Origin of the sequence: Neptunomonas sp. CHC150 (assembly GCF_030397555.1) — a bacterium.
Lineage (GTDB): Bacteria > Pseudomonadota > Gammaproteobacteria > Pseudomonadales > Balneatricaceae > Neptunomonas > Neptunomonas phycophila.
The window spans coordinates 32,326-56,022 of record NZ_JAPNXU010000002.1; the positions used below are offsets into that span (position 1 = coordinate 32,326).

Genomic DNA, 23,697 nt, shown 5'->3' on the forward strand with positions numbered 1-23,697 from the left:
GCCTATCTTTGCCCTGAGCTAATGATGAGTCGCAATGGAAGGTCTCTTATTATGTTTGTAGGTAGCTCTTTAATTTGATGAGTCGTTCTTGTACAACCTTACGGGCGTCCAAAGCCTCTTCCATGGTTATCGGGATAAAGCGAGCTTTGTAGTTAGGCTGCATTTGTCCAATCAAATCAAGATCAGCGCTGATGACTGTTCCAATTGTGGCGTATCCTCCACCTGATACTGCATCACGATGCAATACGATAGGTTCTTTGCCCGCTGGAATTTGAATGGATCCTATGGGATAGCAGGCATCCACAATATTGGATGGGTCAGAGCCTGCTCCAAAAGGCTGTTCGCGCTCAACAAACTGCATTGGGTGGCCGTCTTTAAATCGATAGCCAATGCGGTCAGCTTCGCTACCCACCGTCCATGTGTCTTCATAAAACTGCTCAACGGCTGCATCCACTAAGCGATGGATGTACATACCAGGAATCATGCGTAAGGACACTTCTTTTGCTAGAGAAGGAAGTAATGTTTGAGGGACGGATTTGCCTTCAATGGCAGGTTTAACCGGGGTCCCGATTGCAATGGTATCTCCTGCTTCCAGCCGTCGCCCTTTGAAGCCCCCCAAGCTACCAAGTGTGTAAGTTGACCGGCTACCCAGCGTCACGGGAACATCAACACCACCGGAGATGGCTAAATATGCACGAGCCCCTGCTGTTGGGTAGTTAAAGCTAAGCGTTTGTCCTTGTTTTACACTGAACGCAGTATCTAAAGGCATAGGCTCGCCATCCAGCTTTGGTTGCATTCGGGCTCCGCAGACAGCAACGATACTATTGTATTCAAATATGAGTTCGGGACCTAACAGGGCACATTCAAACACGGCATCGCCTTCGTTATTATTGACTAACAGGTTGGCCATTTTCATTGAATATTGGTCGAGTGCGCCTGATGGAGGGATACCTAGGTGATAGAAACCCTCTCGGCCAGTATCTTGAATAGATGTAGCAAGTCCGGGTTTGACTACTTTAATCGACATAGAGTACCTCCATCATGTCTTTTTTGTATTGGTCTGGATTTGCTAAATAGGTCGCTAAGTCAAATACAAAAGGTTGGGTTTTTAGCGTGAACAGTCCTTTTTCTACCTCGATAAGCATTTGGTCATATTCATCTCGGTTGATGGGCTTGAACTTAACAATGTCACCAGCCCTAAAAAACACCATGGATTCTTTTAGGTAGGACAGTGCTTGTTCTGGATCATAAATGGGTGCAGGCGTCACACCGAACATCTGATAACCACCGGCACCACGGACGGAGTAGATACACCCAAAACAACCGCCGTGACCCAATGTCTGTTTCGGTGTGTCTGTTCGAGGGCTTAAGTATTTAGGTACTTCGATTTGATGTTCTTGGTCGACCATTTGAAACATGAAAGGTAAACCCGAGACAAACCCCACCATTGACACAAACCAAGGAGAGCCGCTGTGGGCTTTTATAAATGCCTCGGTGTCAGCATGACCATTGATTCGTGCGGCGTATTCCATATCGGTTGAGTCAGGGTCTTGGTGCCTATCTCTAAAGCGCATCAAGGTTTCATAAGTCCACGGATCGTTATATAAAACGGGTATTTCGACGATACGGGTATCTAACTGTCCCTCTTGTAAGCTTGAGCTTTCAAGTGATTTCACTATTGCCAGTAAATCATTTGGTAAAATTTCATCAGGGTTAAAGCGGACTTGGAACGAGGCATTGGCCAAGCAAATATCTAAAATACCTGAGATGTTTTCTTTTTCTATGGCTTTAACCATGCCTAAGCTTCTAAAAAAAGCGGGCAGTGACATAGACTCAGATACTTCAGCAAATAGGTGCTCGTCACCACCAAAGGTGTATCTAATCGGCTGTTGATGCATGAGCTTTCTCCTTATCTGCAAGTCGATGTGAATGTTCCTTTAACCAGACCTCGAGGGTCTCAGTATCAAAATCACCGGATTGAACAGCGGGGTCTTGAAGTAGTAAGCGATGTAATGGAAGTGTCGTTTTTATACCCTCAATACGTGTTTGTTTAAGGGACTTTAAAGCCCGTTCAAAGGCTAATTCTCGAGAGACGTCATGTACGATAAGTTTTGCTATGAGGGAGTCATAGTAAGGAGGAATAGTGTAGCCATCGAAAACATGGGTATCGATTCGTACGCCTTCGTTTACTGGCCAATGTAGAGCACTAATGCGGCCTGGTGAAGGGAAGAAACCTTTAGATGGATCTTCAGCATTAATACGCATTTCGATTGCGCAACCATGGATGTTAATTTCGTCTTGGCACAGTGTTAGTGGCTCACCTAATGCTATTTTGATCATCCACTCTACTATGTTAACGCCTGTAATCATCTCAGACACAGGGTGTTCAACTTGGATCCGTGTGTTCATTTCTATAAAGAAAAACTCTTCGGTTTCCGCGTCGAACAAAAACTCAAGGGTTCCAGCTCCCTTATAATTAAGAGTGTTAGCTAATTTAGCAGCTGTTGCGCACAGCTGTTCCCTAATTGCATTGGATAAAGCGGGAGAGGGGGCTTCTTCAAATACCTTTTGTCGGCGGCGCTGCAGAGAACACTCTCTTTCATATAAGTGAATGGCCTGTTTACCGTCGCCAAGGATTTGAACTTCGATATGGCGTGCACTTTTGATAAATCGCTCTAGATAGACGGCACCGGAGCCAAAAGCAGCCTTAGCTTCACTTTGGGCAATGGTAATTTCTTTAACGAGCTCCTCTTTATTGTGTGCTATACGAATGCCTCTGCCGCCGCCACCTGCCGATGCCTTTATTAACAGAGGGTAGCCAATAGTTTGCGCTGCGGTTAAGGCCTCTTCGATAGAATCAATTTCGCCATCGGACCCCGGAACGACAGGCACACCGGCGGCTTGGGCGGTAGTCCGGGCACAGGCTTTATCACCCATTTGGCGGATGGTTGCTGCATCCGGGCCGACAAATATCATTCCTGCCTGCTCAACTGCTTCTGCAAAGTCGGCGTTTTCAGAAAGGAACCCATAACCTGGATGTATTGCAGTAGCCCCTAAACGCTTTGCCGTTTCAATTACTAAGTCTGCGTTCAGATAGCTTTGGTCTGCACGCGATGCTCCTATAACCTCCACCTCATCAGCTAATAAGCTGGGCAGGGATAAACGGTCTGCTTCACTGCAAATAGCGATGGTGGGTATGCCAAGCTGTTGTGCCGCATTGATAATGCGCACAGCAATTTCACCCCGGTTAGCAATTAATAGTTTGTGTTGGGAAAATTGCATCGGTTCACTCCTTTGTTTCAACAAGGGCAATGACTTGCCCAGGTTCAACAGCTGATGAGTCACTTACACAAAACTCAATAAGTGTGCCTTGGTGGTCAGCTGTTAGTTCGGAGAACTGTTTCATTACTTCAATGAGGCCCACAACAGTCTGGGAGCTCACTTGGTCGCCCTCTTGAACAAAGGCGTCCGACTCAGGAGATGGGCTTCTATAGAAAATTCCGGGTAATGGAGAAATAATTTCGATTTTAGCCATGTTATTTTCCTTCTGATAAGAGCGTAATTTGTAGGGAGTTATAGAATTATTGGGGCGCCAGTATGGAAATCCCGTTAGACTCAAGAAGCGATTTGGTGGATTGAATTAAGCCAAGTGCACCGGGTGTATCGCTGTGGATGCAGATAGAGTCAAACTGGATATCAATCTCTTTTCCTTCTACTGTTTTTACCTTTCCTTCTTGACAGGCTTTCAACACTTTCTGGGCTACATGGTCGGGATCTAAAGGCCCTACCTTCCTCGTTAAAATAATGGAACCAGTGAGATCGTAATCTCTGTCTGCATAAAATTCGCATACAACCGGTTGTCCCACTTCGAGAGCTTGTTGATGAACTTTTGAGCCATGCATGGTGTAAATAAGCAATTCAGGTGCCATTGCATGAAGTTGAGTTACAAGAAGTTTTGCAATTTCTTCATCACGAGCTGCATGCATATACAAAGCACCATGAGGCTTTACATGCTGTAAGGTAAGGCCATGCATTTTTGCGATTTCTCGCAACGCACCAATTTGGTAAATGATGTCGTTGATTAGTTCGTCGGCTGTTGCGTTGATATGACGACGACCAAATCCTTTAAGGTCATGAAACCCAGGGTGTGCACCAATTGACACACCTTGCTCACGAGCCATTTTTACAGTGCTGGACATGATTGAAGGGTCGCCGGCATGAAAGCCTGTAGCAATATTTGCTGAACTAATCAGTGGCATAATTTCGGCATCTACGCCGTCGCCAATCGTCCATGGACCGAAGCCTTCACCCATATCCGAATTGAGGTCAACTGATCTCATTAAGCTATTCCTATGTTTTTTAGTGTTACTTGAATATATAAATGAAAGTGGGTGCTTAAAAAGATCTATTTTTTGATATGGTAGTATCTGAAAAACAGATAATGCTTGAGGAGGTTCGATGTCTTTAACGATTCGACAACTTCGTTATTTTGTTGCGGCAGCTGAAATGGGGCAGGTATCCCAAGCGGCAATCCATCTAAATATCTCGCAATCGGCTGTCACAACAGCAATTCGGGATCTAGAAACCCTCTTAGGTGTAGAGCTATTTGTGCGCAGTAGCCAAGGGGTCAACTTAACCGATCGGGGCAGGCACTTTTTAAATCATGCCTACCAAGTGTTACGAAGTGTTGACGAAGCGTTAAACCTTCCTCACACCGATGGTGTCGCAAATGGGCGTATTCGCATAGCAGCAAGCTATACTGTCCAAGGATACTTTTTACCTTATCACCTTCAACGCTTGTCACATTGGTATCCTGATATATCGATTGAGTTGTTTGAATACGAACGTTCAATTATTGAGAACCAGCTAGCCGATGGTTCTATCGATATGGCCATTGTATTAACTGATAATTTGACTCATGCTGATATCGTTTCTGAAAAGTTGGTCGCCTCTGAACGTCGGCTGTGGTTGCCGAGCAATCATCCGTTGGGTTTTAAGAAAAGGTTGTCATTAGGAGATATTGAAAAAGAGCCGTTTATTATGCTCACTGTCGATGAAGCGGATAAAAGTGCGATGCGCTACTGGGGGCACAAGGGGTTAGAACCAAATGTCATACTGCGAACATCTTCAGTGGAATCTGTGCGAAGCATGGTTGCAAATGGTTTAGGAATATCGATACTCTCCGATTTGGTTTACCGGCCTTGGTCACTGGAAGGAAAGCGCATAGATACACGCTCCTTGGATGATGAAGTGCACCCGATGAGCTTAGGGTTGGCGTGGCGTAAAGAAACCACTTTTACACCGGCTATGTTCGCCATTCGTGATTATTTTAAGCAGGCCTTTTTAATACCTCAGCAAAACATTTCTAAACGGTTGTAATGTCCACTAATCGCCAATGATTTCCGTAACATGATGTGCAATCATTGCTTCTTCATTGGTGGCAATTACTCGGACGGGTATAGCGCTATGTTTATTGCTTATTACGCTGGCGTTAAGTACGTTTGCATCTTCATCAAGGTGGATGCCTAACCAGCGGCTTCTTTCAATGATGTTCTGGCGTAGGTCCGCATCGTTTTCGCCAACTCCTCCAGTGAAAACGAGCTGCTCAAGCCCTCCAAGAGCCGCTGCCAGACGACCTAATTCTAATGCAATACGATAAGCGTACATATCGATTGCTTCCTGTGCACTCGTCGATTGAGAGCGTTTAAGCGATAACATATCACTTGATTCACCAGATACACCTAGCCAGCCGCTTTCGCTATAAATGAGGTGCTCTAGCGCATCACAATCGAGATTGTAGTGACGTTGCAAATAGAGGATAACCCCAGGGTCAATATTGCCACAGCGGGTGCCCATGGGGAGCCCATCTACAGCGGTAAAACCCATGGACGACGCGATGCTTTTTCCTTGGCTGATCGCACACATGCTAGAGCCTGCCCCTAGGTGGCAAATGACGGTTTTTATGTGGCACGCTTTAGGGGTTATTTGACCGAGTTGATGTGTGATGTACTCGTACGACAGGCCATGAAATCCGTATCGTTGAATGCCAGCTTCGGTGTATTGACGAGGTAATGCATAGTGGCGTTCAAGGTCCATTTGAGTATGGTGGAACATGGTATCAAAACAGGCGATTTGAGGAAGATTAGGGGCTAGTTTCTTGCAACAGTCGATCAGTAATAAGTTATACGGCTGGTGGAGTGGAGCAAGGGGGATTAATTCTTTTAAGTGGGCTATATCGCCTTTTGATAGGATTTGCGGGGCATTAAATTGTCGTCCGCCATGAACAATTCTATGCCCAAAAGCGGTTAGTTTGTATTGTGAGGCATGCGTGTTTAGCCAGCTTAACACTAAATCTAACGCGGCATGGTGGCGTTCGGTTTTAGGCACACTTGCAAAGTCCGGCTGTTTTGTAACGCGATCCAGACCATTCTCATCGACGATTGATAAGTGGGGTTTCAGTAATAAATTACTAAACTTGAAACGATAAATAGACTTTTCTTGCAGCTGCCCTGTCCGGAAAAGCGTGCACTTTAAGCTCGATGATCCTGCATTAATAACCAAAATAGTTTGCATTAAACTCAGCCTTTCTTCGCGCCTTGGAGGCCTGCTTAGGACGATAATGTGTGACGAGCCATGTAAGAAGCCAGAGCACAGGAGGCTAGTCTTCCAAGGGGAGTTTCAGCTCGACTTGTCAGTATGATAGGCACTCGCGCACCAAGTGCCAGACCCGCTGACTTTGCGTTTGCTAAATAAATTAATTGTTTGGCAATCATATTGGCGGCTTCTAAATCAGGCGCCAGTAAGATATCAGCATCACCAGAAACATCTGAACAAATGTGTTTATCCAAAGCGGCTTGTTGAGATATAGCATTATCGAAGGCAAGTGGGCCGTCTAAGATGCCTCCTGTAATTTGGCCTCTATCAGCCATTTTGCATAAGCACGCAGCATCAATTGTGCTAGGCATGTTGGGTTTTACTTTTTCAACGGCGGCTAAAATGGCGACTTTAGGAGACAAAACGCCCAGCGAATGGGAAAAATCGATAGCGTTTTGGATAATATCTCGTTTATCGTTCAGTGATGGCGTAACGTTAATTGCACCATCTGTAATGATGAGAGGCTTATGGTAGTTTGGTACATCGAAGACAAACACGTGACTCAAGCGACGTTCAGTGCGTAACCCTGTTTGCTTATTAATAATAGCGCTGATCAGTTCTGAACTGCCTAAATCCCCTTTCATGAGGGTTTGCACACAGGCCTGTCGGGCGAGTTCGCAAGCTTTCTCCGCGGCTGCGTGGCTATGCTCAACGTCAATGATCTCGTAAGTCGATATATCAAGCTCTTCTTCGTCGGCTGCCGCTTGTATTTTAGCGCTTGGGCCGATCAAAATAGGCGTTATCAACCCTTTATTTGCAGCTTCTATTGCGCCTACCAAACCGTTATGTGAAACCGGGTGTACCACCGCCGTAACAATGGCTGGCGCGCATGCTGCTTGCTCGATAAAGTACTCAAGTTGATTGTGTATCGGTGGTTGAATGTTAACGGTCATGAAGCACCCTCGCTATTGGCGGTTAGGCTCTGCCACTTCTGTTAAAATAGCAGCAGCCAGCACCCTCAGAATAGGATGCCGGAGGCTTATGAGGCTATGACGTAGATCATCTTCGTGCGTTCTTACCGAGTAAGTTTTGGGGTTGCAAGGATAGGGTAGTCGCTAAAAGGCGCCAGATCTTTTTTGCCTTGTTCTGCAAGTGCGTGGGTAAGCTCTTCGGCTAAGGGGGCTTTTAAATTCCACACGTGCCAATATAAAGGTACAGCTAGATAATTACCCGGTGATACATCCACTAGCTGGCCACTCGATAAGAGTTCAGTTGTCATTTGGTCAGGGATCATCCCCATGCCAAAACCTCTGACAATCAGATCTATAAAGGTTTCTGCTGAGGGAATTCGGTGGCACGCATAATCCCCGGGCCTTAAATCGAAAAATTGTTCTAAGTAACGAATCTGAAGCGCATCTTTGTGATTAAATTCAACGACAGGGGCACGGCGCAGAGCAGCCTGGTTGGCGCCTTCTGGTAAATACTTTTTCATAAATTGCGGTGAAGCTAATAATCGGTATACCGATACACCGAGCGGTATACAATGGCAGCCTTGCAGTGGTTTATCACTCGAACTGATACACCCCATAACTTCTCCACTGCGAAGAAGCTGCTGGGTTTGATCTTGATCATCTACTTTAATATCGAGCAGAACCGAGTGTGCGTTGAGTAGAGGTTCAATAGCCGGTAAAAACCATGTGGCTAGCGTATCGGCGTTTAAACCAATAGACAATCGGATCTGTCCCGTTTCTAAAACGGGATTGAGTTCCGACATCACCGCGCTTTGCAGCATGGCGATTTGACGATAGTGTTTGAGTAAGACTTGTCCAGCGTCGGTTGCTTGTAAGGGGTGTGTTCGAATCAACAATGTTTGACCAACCAGTTCTTCTAACTGCTTTATACGCTGTGAAATAGCCGATTGGGTGACATGCAAGCGTTGTGCGGCACGTTCAAAATTTTGCTCCTCGACAACGGTAGCTAAGGCCTGTAGTTGGCGATAATCGAACATTAGCAATCCTTATTAAAGATTAATTTTATTAGTTATTCTTTATATCAAAAGATTGGCATGATGCACATCTAATTCATTGCGGCGGCATAAGGTCAATAATATGGGCTTTTTAGTGTTACAGGGTTATGGCTCGGCTATGGCATTAATTATGGCGATTGGAGCGCAGAATGCGTTTGTTTTAGGTAAAGGGGTTCAGCGTCATTACCATTGGCCTGTGGCCGCTATATGTATTCTTTGTGATCTCGCTTTAATCAGTGCAGGCATGCTGGGAGCAGGGTTTGTATTTGAACAATGGCCATGGCTACTGGATGCGTTCCGTGTGGGAGGTGTCATTTTTCTTTCCGTTTACGGCTTTAAAGCGTTTCAGAGCTTTTTAAGCCCGATAGGGCTTGAAGCGAATACCAAGCGTGCTGGTTTGCGAGTGACCTTATTAACCGCGTTAGCGGTCAGTTTACTGAACCCTCATGTTTATCTAGATACAGTTATCCTGTTGGGAAGTTTAGGAAGTCAGCATTTTGGGCAAGCGAAGGTTTTGTTTTGGATAGGAGCTATGTTGGCTTCGCTTAGTTGGTTTATTTTTCTCACGCTAGCGGCTCGAAAACTTTCACCTTGGCTCGAAAAACCACATGTTTGGCGTTGGGTCGATTTTTTGGTGGCGTTGATGATGTGGAGTATTGCGCTGTGGCTTGTGCTAGAAAAAATATAAGGGATGGTATGCCGAGAATAAACGTCTCATAAACAAAAAAGAGCCTTCAAAATGAAGGCTCTTTTTTTACGCTAAAGCTAATAAAACTATTAGCTTTAGATAGCTACACCCAATGATTTTAAGGTGTTGATAGTCAACTGACCCGAAGGCATTTTTTGCGATTTTTGATACGCAATAACAGCGTTCATGGTGTTTTTACCTAGTACACCATCGATGCTACCTGGGTTGTAACCTTTGGCTTTCAGTGCTTTTTGCAATTCACGTACAAGACCCGGCTGCGTGTTTGTTTCACACAAAATTGGACGCCACTCTAAGTATGCATCGCTGATTTTTACGCGCTTTTGAACGGTGTTGTACTCTGCAGGAATGCTAACCACGTTTTGTTCTGCAGGCTTAACAAGCTTGCGGACTTTAACCGTTTTGTACTCAGCAGGAATAACCACTTTACGTGTAGTTTCTGGTGTTTTTACAACACGACGCTGAACAGTTTGTGTTTTACCCGGTATAGCCACTTTTTTTACTGATTCAGGCTCTACAACGATTGTTTTAGTAACTGTTTTGTATTCAGCGGGTACTTCAACTAAACACATGATCTCGCCTGTGGCTGCATCAACGCGCTGAATTGGGCCTGTCCCTTTTTTCCACTCAGTGTGAGCTGGACGTACTAAAACGCGCTCGGTAACGGTTTTGTATTTAGCGGGTACACGAATTAGCTGCTCTGTAGCATCGGATACTTGAATGGTTTCAGTAACAGTAGTGTAAGTAGCAGGCACGATTTCTAAACGTTCACTTGCCTCTTTTACCATAACGCGTTCTTCAACCCAACGGAATTCCGGTTGTGAAGTTTCAATACGTTGGCTTTCAGCACGAGTTTGAACTGTCTCTGTCTCTGCTTTGTATTTAGCTGGGATAACAACGCGCGCATAGCACTCACCCGGTTTAGGGTTTGGAGGCAGCAGGCTAGAAGTAGAATTGCTGCTATTTAGACGAGCTAATTCTGCTTCTAGTTCAGATGCACGAGCAGAGTCAGAACCAGAAGAGTTTTTAAGGCTTGCTAGTTCTTGCTCTAACGCACGGTATTGTGCTGAGTTAGTTACATCGTCATTTTGATAAGAGCCCGTTGAAGAGCAACCGGATAAAACGGCGATCGCTAACGTTGATAGAGCGAAAGTAGTTAGTTGTTTTTTCATGATAGAACTTCCATGCTTTTTTTATAGGGGTTGCTGCAGTCTAAAAGCTACGGATGAAGCTTAGATGAACAGCTGTTTGATTCCATTCATTATGTATCTATCTTTTAGACAGGTGTTTTTAGGGTGTCTTGGTAGGGTGGCCATCCTAACGGTTTTCCACCTAACACATGTAAATGAATATGGTAAACAGTTTGGCCGCCATGATTGTTGCAGTTGAAAACGGTCCGATACCCTTCTTGTGCAAAGCCTTTGTCGGCGGCTATTTTGCCCGCTGTGGCGACCATATGACCAACAAGCTCACGGTCTTGCTCCGTTATATCATTTAATGTACTGATATGTTTCTTGGGGATAACTAGGCAGTGAAAAGGCGCTTGGGGATTGATGTCGCTGAAGGCAATAACTAGGTCATCTTCGTATAAGATATCAGCTGGAATTTCTTGATTAACTATTTTACAAAATAAACAATCCATCGATGACAGCCTCGGAATTTAAGAATAGGTCGTTGAGTATAAGAGATCGGCTTAGCCGATCTCAAGTAACTCGAGCTCCGGGCAGTTGTACGTGCGGGCTACTTTATTGTCAGGCGTGACTGATTCTAAGTGCACATCGAACCCCCATAGGCGATGAATATGCTTAAGGACTTCGCTGGTATCGTCTCCTAACGGGCGGTTATTATGCATGAAATGGCGTAATGTTAGGGATCGATTACCGCGTACATCCACGTTGTAAACTTGGATGTTAGGCTCGCGATTACCTAAATTATATTGAGCTGATATGTCTTCACGAATACGGCGGTAACCAGATTCGTTGTGGATGGAAGCAACTTTGAGTGTGGGCGAATCGGTATCATCTAGTATTGAGAAAAGCTTAAGTTCGCGAATAAGTTTTGGGGATAAAAACTGCAGTATAAAGCTTTCATCTTTAAAGTTGCGCATGGCGTAGTCGAGCGTTTCGGTCCATGATGAACCTGCGATATCAGGAAACCACTCTCGATCTTCATCGGTTGGATTTTCACAAATCCTACGAATGTCCTGCATCATATTAAAGCCAAGTGTATATGGGTTGATCCCTGAGAAATAGGGGCTATCAAACGGGGGTTGATACACTACACTTGAATGGGAGTGCAAGAACTCCATCATAAATCCGTCTGTGACTAGGCCTTCCTCATACATGGTATTGAGAAGGGTGTAATGCCAGAAAGTGGCCCAGCCTTCGTTCATTACTTGGGTTTGTTTTTGTGGGTAGAAGTATTGGGAAATCTTTCTGACAATTCGGACAATTTCTCGTTGCCATGGCTCCAATAAAGGGGCGTTTTTCTCAATAAAATAAAGAATATTTTCTTCAGGTTCTGGCGGGAAATGTAGGGACTCAGCCACATCTTCACTATCAGATTTTTTGGGAATCGTATTCCAAATCTGATTAAGGTGGCGTTGGTTGTACTCTTCTCTGGCCTCGACGCGTGCTTGCTCTTCTTCCGCGGTTAGCGGTTTAGGGCGTTTGTATCGGTTAACACCGTAGTTCATGAGTGCATGACATGAATCCAATGTGGCTTCCACTTCGGCTAGCCCATGTCGCTCTTCGCACTTCGCGATATATTGTTTGGCGAATACCAAATAATCAATAATCGCTGATGCATCTGTCCATGTTCGGAAAAGGTAATTGCCTTTAAAAAACGAGTTGTGGCCATAACACGCATGGGCGATAACCAATGCTTGCATTGTCATGGTGTTCTCTTCCATAAGATAAGCGATACATGGATCAGAGTTTATGACGATCTCATAGGCTAAGCCCATTTGGCCTCGTTTGTATTGTTGCTCCGTTTGAACAAATTGTTTGCCGTATGACCAATGATTGTAGTTCAGCGGCATGCCGATCGAGGCGTAGGCATCCATCATCTGTTCAGAGGTGATAATTTCAATTTGGTTAGGATAGGTATCAAGACCATAACCTGCTGCGATACGGCCAATTTCTTTGTCATAAGCTTCGATGAGCTCAAAGGTCCATTCCGCGCCTGTTGATAAGGGTTCTTTTTTCATGCTGCCCCCTCGGTTTTTCGTTCGAAAAGGCGTCTAAATACGGGATAGATATCCGACATCTCTTCAATATGTTGAATGGCAAATTGATCGGGGTGGCGACTGTGTACTTCTTGATATTCTTCCCATAGGTTTTGATGCGGACCATTGGTTATTTCGACGTAGGCAAAATATTGAACATCCTTCAGTATCTTTTGATAAAGGAGATCGGAACAACGTTGGGAGTCGCCTTCCCAGTTGTCGCCATCCGACGCCTGAGCTACATAGACATTCCAGTCGTTTCGTGGATAACGTTTCTCAAGTATGTCTGCGGTCAGCTCTAATGCGCTTGAAACGATAGTGCCGCCAGTTTCGCGCGAGTAAAAAAACTCATCTTCAGTGACTTCTTTAGCGTGAGTGTGATGTCTTATAAAAACCACTTCGATGTGTTTGTAATTTCGACGAAGGAAGAGGTACAACAAAATAAAGAACCGTTTAGCCATTTCTTTTATCGACTGTGTCATCGATCCTGACACATCCATCAGGCAAAACATAACGGCTTTGCTGGAGGGTACTGGGTTTTTGACCATATTGTTGTAGCGCAGATCGAACTCATCGATAAAAGGCAGCTTTTTGGTGGTCTTTTCTAATGCTGCAATTTGGGCACGAATCTCATCCATTTCTTGATTGCGCTGATCATCATTGGGAGCTTCCTCTAAAGCCCATAAGCGTTTTTTGAGTGTGCGTATCTCTTGACGGTTAGGCCCTGATAGCGCGATACGCCTAGCGTGTGCGGCACGCAGGGAGCGAACGATATTTAATTTATCGGGCGACCCTGCGGTAGTAAAACCAGCGCGTTTAATTTCGAATGCAGAGCTGTCTTTTAGCTGTTTTTTTACCAAGTAGGGGAGCTCTAGGTCCTCAAACATAAAGTCGAGGAATTCCTCTTGGTTGATGTTGAAGCTAAAGTCATCCTCACCTTCGCCTTGATTGCTGGCCTGTCCCGAGCCTGAACCTCCCCCTTGGCCTCCTTGAGGGCGTTGAAATTCATCTCCCGCGGTAAATTCTTTATTACCCGGGTACACTCGTGTCTGTTTGCCGCCCTGCCCATGATGAAACATAGGCTCGTTGGTATCTTTGCGCGGTATGGTTATTTTCCCGCCTCGGTCTAGATCTTGAATCGAGCGTTGTTTAATCGCTTCTTCAACGGCCCCTTTGATTTGTTTTTTGTAGCGTTTTAAAAAGCGCTGGCGGTTCACCATGCTTTTCTTTTTTCCGTTGAGACGGCGATCAATGATGTAACTCATATTCCGCTCTCCTTCTCGATCCGCGCGACTTTTACTGCGACTTCCGAACGCGTATATACCATTCGGATAGCAGACGAACTTGCTTCTCGGTGTAGCCTCGCTCAATCATGCGTTTAACAAACTCACCGTGTTTGTTTTGTTCGTCAGACGATGCTTTGGCATTAAAAGAGATAACGGGAAGTAGATCTTCAGTGTTAGAGAACATTTTTTTCTCGATCACGGTGCGCATTTTCTCGTAGCTCATCCATGAAGGGTTTTTGCCTTCATTACTTGCGCGAGCCCGCAATACAAAATTAACGATCTCATGTCTGAAGTCTTTCGGGTTGCTAATGCCTGCCGGCTTCTCGATTTTTTCTAACTCTTCATTGATGGATTGACGATCTAAAATATCGCCTGTTTCTGGATCACGATATTCTTGGTCTTGGATCCAAAAGTCGGCGTAGGTTACGTACCTATCAAAGATGTTTTGTCCGTATTCAGAGTAGGATTCTAGGTATGCCGTTTGGATTTCTTTGCCCAGTAGTTCAATGTATTTAGGCGCTATATATTCTTTGATAAAGCTGACATAAGCTTCTTGCAGCTCAGGCGCAAATTGCTGCTGTTCAATCTCTCGTTCTAAAACATACATCAAGTGAACAGGGTTAGCCGCTACTTCAGATGGATCAAAGTTAAATACTTTGGAAAGAATTTTGAAAGCGAAGCGCGTGGATAAACCGTTCATGCCTTCATCGACCCCGGCCATGTCTTTGTATTCCTGCATAGACTTAGCTTTGGGGTCCGTATCTTTTAAATTTTCTCCGTTGTAAACACGCATTTTTGAATAGATATTCGAGTTTTCGGGATCTTTCAGCCGCGATAAAATGATGAACTGCGATAGCATGTTCAGCGTGTCGGGCGCGCAAGGTGCTGTGTTTAAAGAGCTGCTTTCGAGAAGCTTCTGATAAATTTTGATTTCTTCGGTAATGCGAGTGCAGTAAGGCACTTTGACGGTGTATACCCTGTCTATAAAGGCTTCATTTGTCTTATTGTTTTTGAATGTTTGCCATTCTGATTCATTCGAGTGGGCTAAAACAATACCATCATAGGGGATAGCTCCCATCCCTTCTGTGCTGTTGTAGTTACCTTCTTGAGTTGCTGTTAGAAGAGGGTGGAGCACCTTAATAGGGGCTTTAAACATCTCCACAAATTCCATTACGCCTTGGTTGGCATTACACAAAGCACCGGAAAAGCTGTATGCATCCGGGTCATGTTGTGGAAATTCTTCGAGTTTACGTATGTCGACTTTACCAACCAAGCTAGAAATATCTTGGTTGTTTTCATCACCGGGTTCAGTTTTAGCAATGGCGATCTGGTTTAAGATGGAGGGGTAAAGTTTAACGACTTTAAACTTGGAAATATCCCCACCGTACTCATGTAATCGTTTAACTGCCCATGGAGACATGATGCCTTTAAGGTAACGGCGAGGGATATTGAATTCCTCTTCTAAAATATCCGCGTCTTCGGCTGGATTAAATAAGCCTAAAGGCGATTCGTAAACAGGGGATCCCTTAATGGCATAGAATGGAATTTTTTCCATGAGGTGTTTTAAACGCTCAGCCAATGAGGACTTACCACCGCCAACAGGGCCTAACAAATAGAGAATTTGTTTGCGTTCTTCTAACCCTTGAGCGGCATGTCGAAAGTACGAGACGATATTCTCAATGGCCTCTTCATTGCCATAAAACTCGGAAAATGCAGGATAGCGTTTAATAACTTTGTTAGAAAAAATGCGGCTAAGTCGGGGGTCGCGAGCAGTATCGATGAGTTCTGGCTCACCTATGGCGCTTAACATCCGTTCAGATGCACTGGCATAGGCCAATGGATCTTGCTTACAGAGTTGGAGATAGTCGGTCAGACTCATCTCTTCCTGGGTGGTTGACTCATAACGCGTCTTGTAATGTTCGAAAATACCCATAACGTACACCCCTTCTGTTGGCGAGCCTAAGATGACTTTTAAGTCGTCTTAACTGCAATGTAGCCCACGCTAATCAGTTTTCATTGAATAATTAACACTCATTTTTAACTTGGTTTAATCCGGTTTTATGTTGCCATTCGAGCAGCGGTTTCGTTTTAACTCGTCCTGACACAACTTTAAAATAGTGATTGTATATAGACGTGTTACACCTGCAATCGTTCATGGTCAACTGCACTTTATGATAAACAGAGCACTGCAATCTCTAAGCCAGCTTGACCAAATGATCAAGTTTTTTTAGGTGAAGGGCTCCTTGTTTTCTAGGGGCTGCTCAATATTAAGCGTGTTGATATTTTCTAATTTTACCGTTGATGAATTTAGCTAGATGACCTGCCCTTATTAAGAGTATAGACAGTAATAGAGGAATTACAGATGCTTGCTCTACATTCGTTTTATCAGGTAAGGACGCAGTGCTAAAGCGGCTAATCTGGCAATGTTGGCGAATTCCAATAGTGAATTTATTCATTGTTTTACTCGCCTAGCCGATGTTAAGAGAAGCCTTATAAAAGAGTTTTTTATTTAAATAAGGCCACATGAGAGGCGTAATGATCAGTTGTGGTGCGCTGGTTTGTTTATTTATGGTGCAGTGCAGCATTGTTAAAGGTGTGAGTAAGGTGCAGGCTGTTTATTTATATCCCAAAATGTAGGTGTTACGGGGATCATTTTAGGCTTTTTGAGGTCTGAGAATTGCTTTTTAGGTGATGCATCTATGCTATTATCTAAAAAAGCAAAATAGCTATTACTTGGCTAGGCTCGTTGTAAAACCCATTATTAGACAATTAATTACTTTTCAGGTTACCGATGTTTACAGTGAAATCTCTTTTAGTAGGTTCTTTGCTTACACTCACTTTACCCTTACATGCCGCAACTGATTACGGTGTTTCGGAAGGTAATGAAGAGTTATTGATCCAGGGTTTGGAGTCGTTGGCTTCGCAGCAATTTGATAATGCCTTGGGGCAGTTTAGAGAATTAACGCAAAAGCGTCCTGACTTTAGACTAGCGCAACTGGTGTATGCTGATTTGTTGGCTTCACAAGCTGACCCTTTAGGTCAGGTCGGCAATGCTCAAGTGCAACGCAAAAAAGAGGTGCAGGGGCTCATTGATGAAGCGCGTGCACGCCTGATGATGACGCGTGAAAAGCCCGGTGCAGGCTTAATCCCTAAAAGCTTAGTGAAGATGAGTGACAATCAAAAGTATTTGATTGTCGTCGATACTAATATTTCACGCCTTTTCCTGTTTGAAAACCTCCAAGGTACGCCAACACTGGTTAAAGATTATTATGCCTCGTATGGGCGTGGCGGAACTGAAAAAGTAAAACAAGGCGATTTGAAAACCCCTTTGGGTGTGTACTTTGTAACTGGTCGCTTTAAAGACCAAAATTTACCTGAGCGCTATGGTTCAGGGGCTCTGCCTATTAATTACCCCAATATGTGGGATTATAGACAAGGCCATACAGGTAATGGCATTTGGGTTCACGGGTCTCCAGTAGATACGTATAGTCGTCCTCCTAAAGCCAGTGAAGGTTGCATTTCACTGACGAATCCTGATTTCATCGAACTGGATGGCTTAGTTGATATCAACAACACCCCCGTGCTGATTGGCAATGGGATGGAGTGGGTTGAACGTAGTACATGGGTTGCCCAGCAACAAGAAATTGAGAAGGCTGTGGACCAATGGCGAGCAGACTGGGAGAGTCAAAATCACGAACGTTACATTTCTCATTACTCTAAGACTTACAAAGATAGCAGCCGAGACTACGCATCATTCTCTGATTACAAAAAACGCGTAAACAGCGGAAAAGAATATATCAAAGTAGGTCTGTCTGACCTTAGCTTGTTTACCTACCCGAATAATCCAGACTTACTGGTGGTAACATTTAACCAAGACTACCAATCAAATAACTACAAGGGTGAGTCTATAAAACGTCAATATTGGGTTAAGGAAGAGGGAAGGTGGAAGATAGCTTACGAAGGCGATCCATCAAAGGGTATACCTTAATAATGGTCTGTAAACCTGTGCGCTCATCTTGTGCTTTAGTCAGATAACGTGGTTAGTGTAAACCCTCGTTTATTGGGAACTGAAAAAAATAAACGCCGTTCTACTTTAGAAGTATGGTCATGCTGGTTACAACAGGCATTACCTGAGTTTGGCATTGTTCGGATTAATGTGCCGAATCCTGAAGCGCTCATAGCCAGGTTTGAACGAGACTTAACCATTCCTTTACCCCGCTGGTCTGAGACGAATCAGTATGTATCGTTCAACGACTGCTTAGACCAGTTGCTTTCCCAGCCTAAATCTAATTCCAATTATCGGCAGCACTTTTTAAGGCGTTGGGCGGAAGAGGGTAATGTTTTATGGCTATATATTAACGGCGATAAACTGAACGACGCCGTTCTTGAAGACATTGCTGACTCGTTGCCAATGAATACTCAAGGTCAGTATGCCGTACGTATTCTATTGACACTGGATTCAAAACGGTTGCGTAGCCCTGGCTTGGTGAAGTTACGTGGACGCCTCTTTGAGTCTGTTGAGAGCCCGTTGCTGCACTCGTTACCTGATTCCAACTCTGTTCGGCGCATTGTTGTAGGCGTCATTGCGGTGGTTTCACTTACAATAGGTGTAATGCTTGTTCGAGAACCCTTATTAGCTACTTCTTTAAGTCAGACAGTCAGTCAGTTTCTGATCAGTGAGGAGGAACCCACCTCAGAAGTGCCAGCCAATCAGCAGTTGGCTAAGCAGGCCCACGATACATCGCTAGCATTGCTTGATAACACGACAAGTACTGATGCTTCTCTCGACCCTTCCCAAAACATAGATCAGCTATCGGTATATCCCAATGCATTGGATATTGATGCGAGTTTAGGTTCTGTGGTGAGTGATGAAATACGTATGACGCTTACAGCCGCGGTTCATGATTGGGCTAGCGCGTGGGAGTCGCAAACACCGGTGGCTTATTTTAGTTTCTATGATGATGACTATTCTACCCAAGACCAGCCAGACGCTGAGCAATGGCGTTCTTGGCGAGAGCAGCGTATTACCGCGCCAGAATGGATAAGAGTAGAGATAGGTCCTGTGAATATAACGCGTGAGGGTGTTACGTATGAAACACGCTTTTGGCAACTATATCGTGCCTCGGGTTATCAGGATAACGTACAAAAAGTGCTAACTTGGATTAAACGAGATAATCGTTGGTTAATTGTAGATGAGCGGCTAGTTGATAAGGCACCAGCTAACTAAGCGATTAGCCGCGTAGTTAGCTGGTTGATTACTACAGAGACTGTTCTTTAACAATTAACCACTGACCGTTGATTCGTGTCAGCGTCAGTTGTTTATTCGTTTGATCCTTGTAGGTATTAGATTGATAAGACTGATTAAAAGTCACCTTCGCTGTTTTGCTATCTAGGATGGTAGTTTTCACGTTAGCCAGTTCAACTTTAATGAAAGTTGGTTTTGCTAAGCGGTCTTTACGCTGCGCAACCCAGCCGTTATGAGATAGTTTCGTCGAAGGGCGGTAGTTATTGGTGTAGCTGTTTAAGTAGCCGTCAATGTCTTGAGCTGCCCAAGCCTTAGCCCAAGCATTTACATGGGCTACCGCTTCACGAACTAACTGAGGTGTTGAAGGCTCATCAGCTTTAGTTGATGCTTCGACAATAACAGGCTCTGGGGCTTTTACAGCTGCCGCTTTAGGTGGCTCTACTTTTGGTGGTTCAGGCTTTACCGTCTCGGGCTTCACTTCCGGTTTTACTGCAGCGATAACGACAGGCTTTTCTATCGGCTTCGCTTCAACTGTTGCAGCCGGTTTGACGACAGGCTTTTCAAGCGCAGACGGTTTTGGTTGGTTAGATGCTACCGCTTTATCATTTTCAGATAACGAAGCTTGCGTGCTGATAGACGCCGCTTGATAGCCAAGATCGGGCGAATTGACATCCGATGTACGACGCAACATTACGAGCTGAGGAGAGTTCGTTTGTTGGTTAAGGTCCAATGCTCGGCTGTATGCCTGAGAAGCGACAGTGGCGTAAAGCTCACGCAAGTTCTGATGAACTTGTGCGTATGTCGGGTGAGTACTAAAGGCTTGTAGTAAAGTTTCAATAGCTTGCCCGTAGTCCCCCTGCTCGGCATAGAGAACCGCTAGGTTATTGTAGACTTCTGGAGAAGTTGGGTAGCGGTTAATCGCCGATTTTAAAAGCGACTCGGCTTCGTCTAAGCGCCCCATGTTATTGAGCACTAAGCTTTTGGTTAGTTGGCCTTCTAAGTTTTCTGGGTTGTTGGCTAGAAAACTATTAACGGCAGACATAGCTGCACGATGGTCGCCTTTGCGTGACATGGCCTCAATGCGCATTAGCTCGGGGTCTGTGGCAGAAGGGTCTCGCACTGAAATCCGTGCATTGGCTGGCTTTTGTGTAGAGCTAACGGCACCGTTAGAGTCCGTTTTTTCTTGCTGCAACCATGTTTTGATTTCAGCGAGTTTGCTTTGCATCCACGCTTCGTCAGTAGAAGGTAAGCTCTTAGAACCAATGAGCTCACGATCTGGAATTTGTTTTTCTTGGTCGCAAGTATAGTCAGTCGTTGACCCGCCATTACGGCAGTAAGATTGGCGTGAATCATCTCGATTACTTGCGCTACAGCCTGTGGCCATTGTTGCAGCCAAAATGATGGCAAGGGGTGTGCGTTTAATATCCATAAATCGCGTAAATCCACTAGTGCGAAATCGTTAAATAAAAATGAAACAGAAGAGTACCGACTAACCTTACAAGCCGCAACGGGCTGACATAAGTTTATAGTTTACAATTTCGCGTTTCGAGTCCAGAGATTGTACTTTATCACGCTTAACCCTCTGTTAATCTTTGTTTTTGACAAAAAAAAGCCACTATTTTTAGTGGCTTTTAGTAATCTTGATTATGCTTCTCGGGCAATGGCTCGATAAGCGATGTCAGTTCGGTAGAAAGCGCCATCCCAACTAACAGTTTTTAACACATCATAGGCACGCGATTGTGCTTCGGTAACTGTATCACCTAATGCGGTAACGCACAGCACACGCCCGCCGGCCGTCACTACTTGGTCGTCCTTAAGCGCAGTACCGGCTTGGAAAATTTTAGTCCCTTCGGGAGTGCTATCAGGCAGGGATATTACATCACCTTTGGCATAATCACCTGGGTAACCACCGGCGGCCATTACAACACCTACGGAGCAGCGGCTATCCCATTGTGCCGTTGCAGTATCGAGCTTACGCGCGATAGCTGCTTCGCAAAGTTCTACAATGCTTGATTGTAATCGTAACATGATAGGTTGCGTTTCAGGGTCACCAAAGCGGCAGTTATACTCAATGACCTTAGGAGTACCATCTGCCATGATCATCAAGCCCGCGTACAAAAAGCCTGTGTATTCGTTGCCTTCAGCCTTCATACCTTTAACGGTTGGCATAATGACTTCTGACATGATGCGGTCATGGATCTCAGGAGTAACAACAGGTGCTGGTGAATAAGCCCCCATTCCGCCTGTATTAGGCCCCGTATCGCCATTTCCTACGCGTTTGTGGTCTTGGCTGGTAGCCATGGGTAGTACATTATCGCCATCAACCATTACGATAAATGAGGCTTCTTCGCCGTCTAAAAACTCTTCAATAACGACACGGCTACCGGCATCACCAAAGGCGTTGTCCGCTAACATGTCTTTAATAGCATCTTCAGCTTCTTGTAAAGTCATGGCCACAATGACGCCTTTACCTGCGGCTAAGCCATCTGCTTTAACAACGATAGGAGCGCCCTTTTCGCGAACGTAGGCGATAGCGGGCTCCACTTCGGTAAAGTTTTTGTAATCCCCTGTTGGGATTTTTTGGCGTTCTAAAAAGTCTTTTGTAAACGCTTTGGAGCCTTCTAATTGAGCGGCATCGGCTGTTGGGCCAAAGATTGCTAGATCAGCTGCACGGAAAGCATCCACAACACCGTCTACCAAGGGAGCTTCAGGGCCAACAATAGTTAAAGCGATATGGTTGTCTTTAGCAAAAGTAACAAGGGCGGGGATGTCTTGCACGCCAATGTTGACATTGGACATTTTCGGCTCGTTAGCGGTACCTGCGTTACCTGGGGCTACAAAAATATCAGTGACGCGTTCGTCTTTTGCAGCAGACCAAGCGAGGGCATGCTCACGGCCGCCTGATCCAATAATTAAAATTTTCATAGGAGGTTCTCCTTCATAAAAAAGCAACGCTAATGAGCGTTGCTTTTTGTAAAATGCTTAGTGGCGGAAGTGGCGCATACCGGTGAAGACCATCGCCATGCCGTGCTCATCAGCCGCATCAATAACTTCTTGGTCACGCATCGAACCGCCGGGTTGGATAACGGCAGCAATGCCATTAGCCGCCGCGGCATCAATACCATCTCGGAATGGGAAAAAGGCATCAGAAGACATAACCGAGCCTGCAACCTGTAGGCCTGCATGTTCCGCTTTAATGGCAGCAATACGCGCCGAGTTAATACGGCTCATTTGACCCGCTCCAACGCCCACTGTTTGACGGTTTTTAGCGTAAACAATCGCGTTGGACTTAACAAACTTGGCGACCTTCCAAGCAAAGATAAGATCGTTCAATTCATCTTTAGTTGGTTGACGTTTAGTGACAATCTTTAAATCATCAACTGAGATCATGCCGTTATCACGGTCTTGAACTAATAAGCCACCGTTGACACGTTTGTAGTCTAAGCCGCCGATGCGTTCGCTAGGCCATTCGCCACAGGCGAGTAAGCGAACATTCTTTTTCGCTTCAACCACAGCCGCCGCTTCTGGGCTGACTTTAGGAGCGATGATCACTTCTACAAACTGGCGATCAACAATGGCTTGTGCTGTTGCTGCATCCAGTTCGCGGTTAAACGCGATGATGCCGCCAAAAGCAGACTCTGTATCAGTAGCATAAGCCAGTTCGTAGGCCGCTAAAATACCTTCCGGTGCTACACCAACGCCACAAGGGTTGGCATGTTTTACAATGACGCAAGCAGGCTTAGTGAAAGATTTAACACACTCAAGCGCTGCATCGGTATCGGCAACATTGTTGAAAGACAGTTCTTTACCTTGGAGCTGAGTGGCAGTCGCAATAGAGGCTTCTTGCGGCGCCGCTTCAACATAAAAAGCGGCTTTTTGGTGAGGGTTTTCGCCGTAGCGCATGTCCTGAGCTTTAACGAACTGTGTGTTGAACGTCCGTGGGAAGGCGTCGCGGCCTTCAGTGCTTAGGTTTTCAGCGGTTTGATCGATAGTACCTAAGTAGTTTGCGATCATACCGTCGTAACGTGCCGTGTGTTCGAAAGCCTGCAGCGCTAGATCAAAACGTGTTTTGTAGCCTAGGCCATTGTTGGCTTTTAATTCAGCTAATACAGCTGCGTAGCTAGATGCATTGACAACGATGGCTACATCTTTATGGTTCTTCGCCGCCGAGCGCACCATCGTTGGTCCACCGATATCGATATTTTCGATCGCTAACGGCAAATCGCAATCTTCACGAGCGATGGTCTGCTCGAACGGATATAGATTGACAACAACCATGTCGATTGGGTTGATGCCATGCTCATTCATGATCGCATCATCCTGCCCGCGACGCCCTAAGATACCGCCATGCACCTTGGGGTGCAGTGTTTTTACGCGGCCATCCATCATTTCAGGGAAGCCGGTGTAGTCGGATACTTCAATTGCTGGGATTGCGTTATCGCATAAAAGCTTAAACGTTCCGCCGGTTGAAAGGATCTCAACGCCAGACGCTTGTAATTCGCGTGCGAATTCAACGAGACCAGTTTTGTCCGAAACACTAATGAGTGCGCGACGAATAGGGGTGTAGTTTTGTTCTGCCATGGTTATATTTGCCACTATGCTGAAAATTAAAAG

Annotated in this window: 20 protein-coding genes; 4 read left to right on the top strand and 16 right to left on the bottom strand. The window is 45.2% G+C overall.

The window, feature by feature from the left end; all coding sequences use genetic code 11:
• Positions 1-49 precede the first annotated feature (49 nt).
• From OW491_RS01815 to OW491_RS01835, 5 genes are read right to left on the bottom strand one after another with little or no spacing between them, the layout of a single operon-like run.
• Positions 50-1,027, bottom strand: a complete 978-nt coding sequence (locus OW491_RS01815) for a biotin-dependent carboxyltransferase family protein (protein ID WP_290034470.1) — start codon at positions 1,025-1,027, stop codon at positions 50-52.
• The gene (locus OW491_RS01820) at positions 1,017-1,898 is read right to left on the bottom strand and encodes a carboxyltransferase domain-containing protein (protein WP_178969214.1); all 882 of its coding nucleotides are present in this window, start codon (positions 1,896-1,898) and stop codon (positions 1,017-1,019) included. The genes OW491_RS01815 and OW491_RS01820 overlap by 11 nt, the downstream gene beginning before the upstream one ends.
• Positions 1,879-3,282, bottom strand: coding sequence for an acetyl-CoA carboxylase biotin carboxylase subunit (locus tag OW491_RS01825; RefSeq protein WP_290034471.1), 1,404 nt, complete (start codon positions 3,280-3,282; stop codon positions 1,879-1,881). The genes OW491_RS01820 and OW491_RS01825 overlap by 20 nt, the downstream gene beginning before the upstream one ends.
• Before the next feature lie 4 nt (positions 3,283-3,286).
• Positions 3,287-3,535: an acetyl-CoA carboxylase gene (locus tag OW491_RS01830; protein WP_290034472.1), complete on the bottom strand. Its 249-nt coding sequence runs from the start codon at positions 3,533-3,535 to the stop codon at positions 3,287-3,289.
• A gap of 46 nt (positions 3,536-3,581) precedes the next feature.
• Complete coding sequence (locus OW491_RS01835) at positions 3,582-4,340, bottom strand: 5-oxoprolinase subunit PxpA (RefSeq protein WP_290034473.1); 759 nt, start codon at positions 4,338-4,340, stop codon at positions 3,582-3,584.
• A gap of 118 nt (positions 4,341-4,458) precedes the next feature.
• Here OW491_RS01835 and OW491_RS01840 point away from each other — a divergent pair, with 118 nt between their 5' ends.
• Positions 4,459-5,379 carry a LysR family transcriptional regulator gene (locus tag OW491_RS01840; protein ID WP_075173009.1) on the top strand — a complete coding sequence of 307 codons (921 nt, stop codon included), beginning with the start codon at positions 4,459-4,461 and terminating at the stop codon, positions 5,377-5,379.
• Between the two features lie 6 nt (positions 5,380-5,385).
• Here OW491_RS01840 and OW491_RS01845 read toward each other — a convergent pair whose 3' ends face one another.
• The 3 genes from OW491_RS01845 to OW491_RS01855 form a co-directional block, all read right to left on the bottom strand.
• Positions 5,386-6,573, bottom strand: coding sequence for an acetate/propionate family kinase (locus tag OW491_RS01845; RefSeq protein WP_290034474.1), 1,188 nt, complete (start codon positions 6,571-6,573; stop codon positions 5,386-5,388).
• Positions 6,574-6,608: 35 nt separating this feature from the next.
• Positions 6,609-7,547 carry a bifunctional enoyl-CoA hydratase/phosphate acetyltransferase gene (locus OW491_RS01850; protein ID WP_075178569.1) on the bottom strand — a complete coding sequence of 313 codons (939 nt, stop codon included), beginning with the start codon at positions 7,545-7,547 and terminating at the stop codon, positions 6,609-6,611.
• Positions 7,548-7,669: 122 nt separating this feature from the next.
• A complete protein-coding gene (locus OW491_RS01855; protein ID WP_075178568.1) occupies positions 7,670-8,602 on the bottom strand; it encodes a LysR family transcriptional regulator ArgP in 933 nt (310 codons plus the stop codon).
• A 100-nt stretch (positions 8,603-8,702) separates the two neighbouring features.
• On the opposite strand from OW491_RS01855, the gene OW491_RS01860 reads away from it, so the two are divergent.
• A complete protein-coding gene (locus tag OW491_RS01860; protein ID WP_075173005.1) occupies positions 8,703-9,308 on the top strand; it encodes a LysE/ArgO family amino acid transporter in 606 nt (201 codons plus the stop codon).
• 95 nt (positions 9,309-9,403) lie between these two features.
• Here the strand turns inward: OW491_RS01860 and OW491_RS01865 are convergent, their stop codons facing one another.
• From OW491_RS01865 to OW491_RS01885, 5 genes are all read right to left on the bottom strand, one after another.
• Entirely contained in the window at positions 9,404-10,498 is a 1,095-nt protein-coding gene (locus tag OW491_RS01865; protein ID WP_215152469.1) for a peptidoglycan-binding domain-containing protein, read from the bottom strand.
• A 104-nt stretch (positions 10,499-10,602) separates the two neighbouring features.
• The gene (locus OW491_RS01870; protein ID WP_290034475.1) at positions 10,603-10,968 is read right to left on the bottom strand and encodes a histidine triad nucleotide-binding protein; all 366 of its coding nucleotides are present in this window, start codon (positions 10,966-10,968) and stop codon (positions 10,603-10,605) included.
• A 51-nt stretch (positions 10,969-11,019) separates the two neighbouring features.
• On the bottom strand, positions 11,020-12,534 hold the full coding sequence (locus tag OW491_RS01875; protein WP_075173002.1) for a SpoVR family protein: 1,515 nt from the start codon (positions 12,532-12,534) through the stop codon (positions 11,020-11,022).
• The gene (locus OW491_RS01880) at positions 12,531-13,817 is read right to left on the bottom strand and encodes a YeaH/YhbH family protein (protein WP_075178567.1); all 1,287 of its coding nucleotides are present in this window, start codon (positions 13,815-13,817) and stop codon (positions 12,531-12,533) included. The genes OW491_RS01875 and OW491_RS01880 overlap by 4 nt, the downstream gene beginning before the upstream one ends.
• Before the next feature lie 31 nt (positions 13,818-13,848).
• Positions 13,849-15,771 carry a PrkA family serine protein kinase gene (locus OW491_RS01885; protein ID WP_075173000.1) on the bottom strand — a complete coding sequence of 641 codons (1,923 nt, stop codon included), beginning with the start codon at positions 15,769-15,771 and terminating at the stop codon, positions 13,849-13,851.
• Positions 15,772-16,629: 858 nt separating this feature from the next.
• On the opposite strand from OW491_RS01885, the gene OW491_RS01890 reads away from it, so the two are divergent.
• On the top strand, positions 16,630-17,826 hold the full coding sequence (locus tag OW491_RS01890) for a L,D-transpeptidase family protein (RefSeq protein ID WP_290034476.1): 1,197 nt from the start codon (positions 16,630-16,632) through the stop codon (positions 17,824-17,826).
• Between the two features lie 48 nt (positions 17,827-17,874).
• A complete protein-coding gene (locus OW491_RS01895; protein WP_290034477.1) occupies positions 17,875-19,065 on the top strand; it encodes a hypothetical protein in 1,191 nt (396 codons plus the stop codon).
• Positions 19,066-19,096: 31 nt separating this feature from the next.
• Here OW491_RS01895 and OW491_RS01900 read toward each other — a convergent pair whose 3' ends face one another.
• The 3 genes from OW491_RS01900 to purH all read right to left on the bottom strand — a co-directional run bounded on the left by OW491_RS01900 (position 19,097) and on the right by purH (position 23,664).
• Positions 19,097-20,512 carry a tetratricopeptide repeat protein gene (locus tag OW491_RS01900; protein ID WP_290034478.1) on the bottom strand — a complete coding sequence of 472 codons (1,416 nt, stop codon included), beginning with the start codon at positions 20,510-20,512 and terminating at the stop codon, positions 19,097-19,099.
• A gap of 215 nt (positions 20,513-20,727) precedes the next feature.
• Positions 20,728-22,008 carry a phosphoribosylamine--glycine ligase gene (gene purD, locus OW491_RS01905; RefSeq protein ID WP_290034479.1) on the bottom strand — a complete coding sequence of 427 codons (1,281 nt, stop codon included), beginning with the start codon at positions 22,006-22,008 and terminating at the stop codon, positions 20,728-20,730.
• Between the two features lie 57 nt (positions 22,009-22,065).
• Positions 22,066-23,664 (bottom strand): bifunctional phosphoribosylaminoimidazolecarboxamide formyltransferase/IMP cyclohydrolase, encoded by a 1,599-nt coding sequence (gene purH / locus OW491_RS01910; RefSeq protein WP_290034480.1) that lies wholly within the window; start codon positions 23,662-23,664, stop codon positions 22,066-22,068.
• Positions 23,665-23,697: the final 33 nt, after the last annotated feature.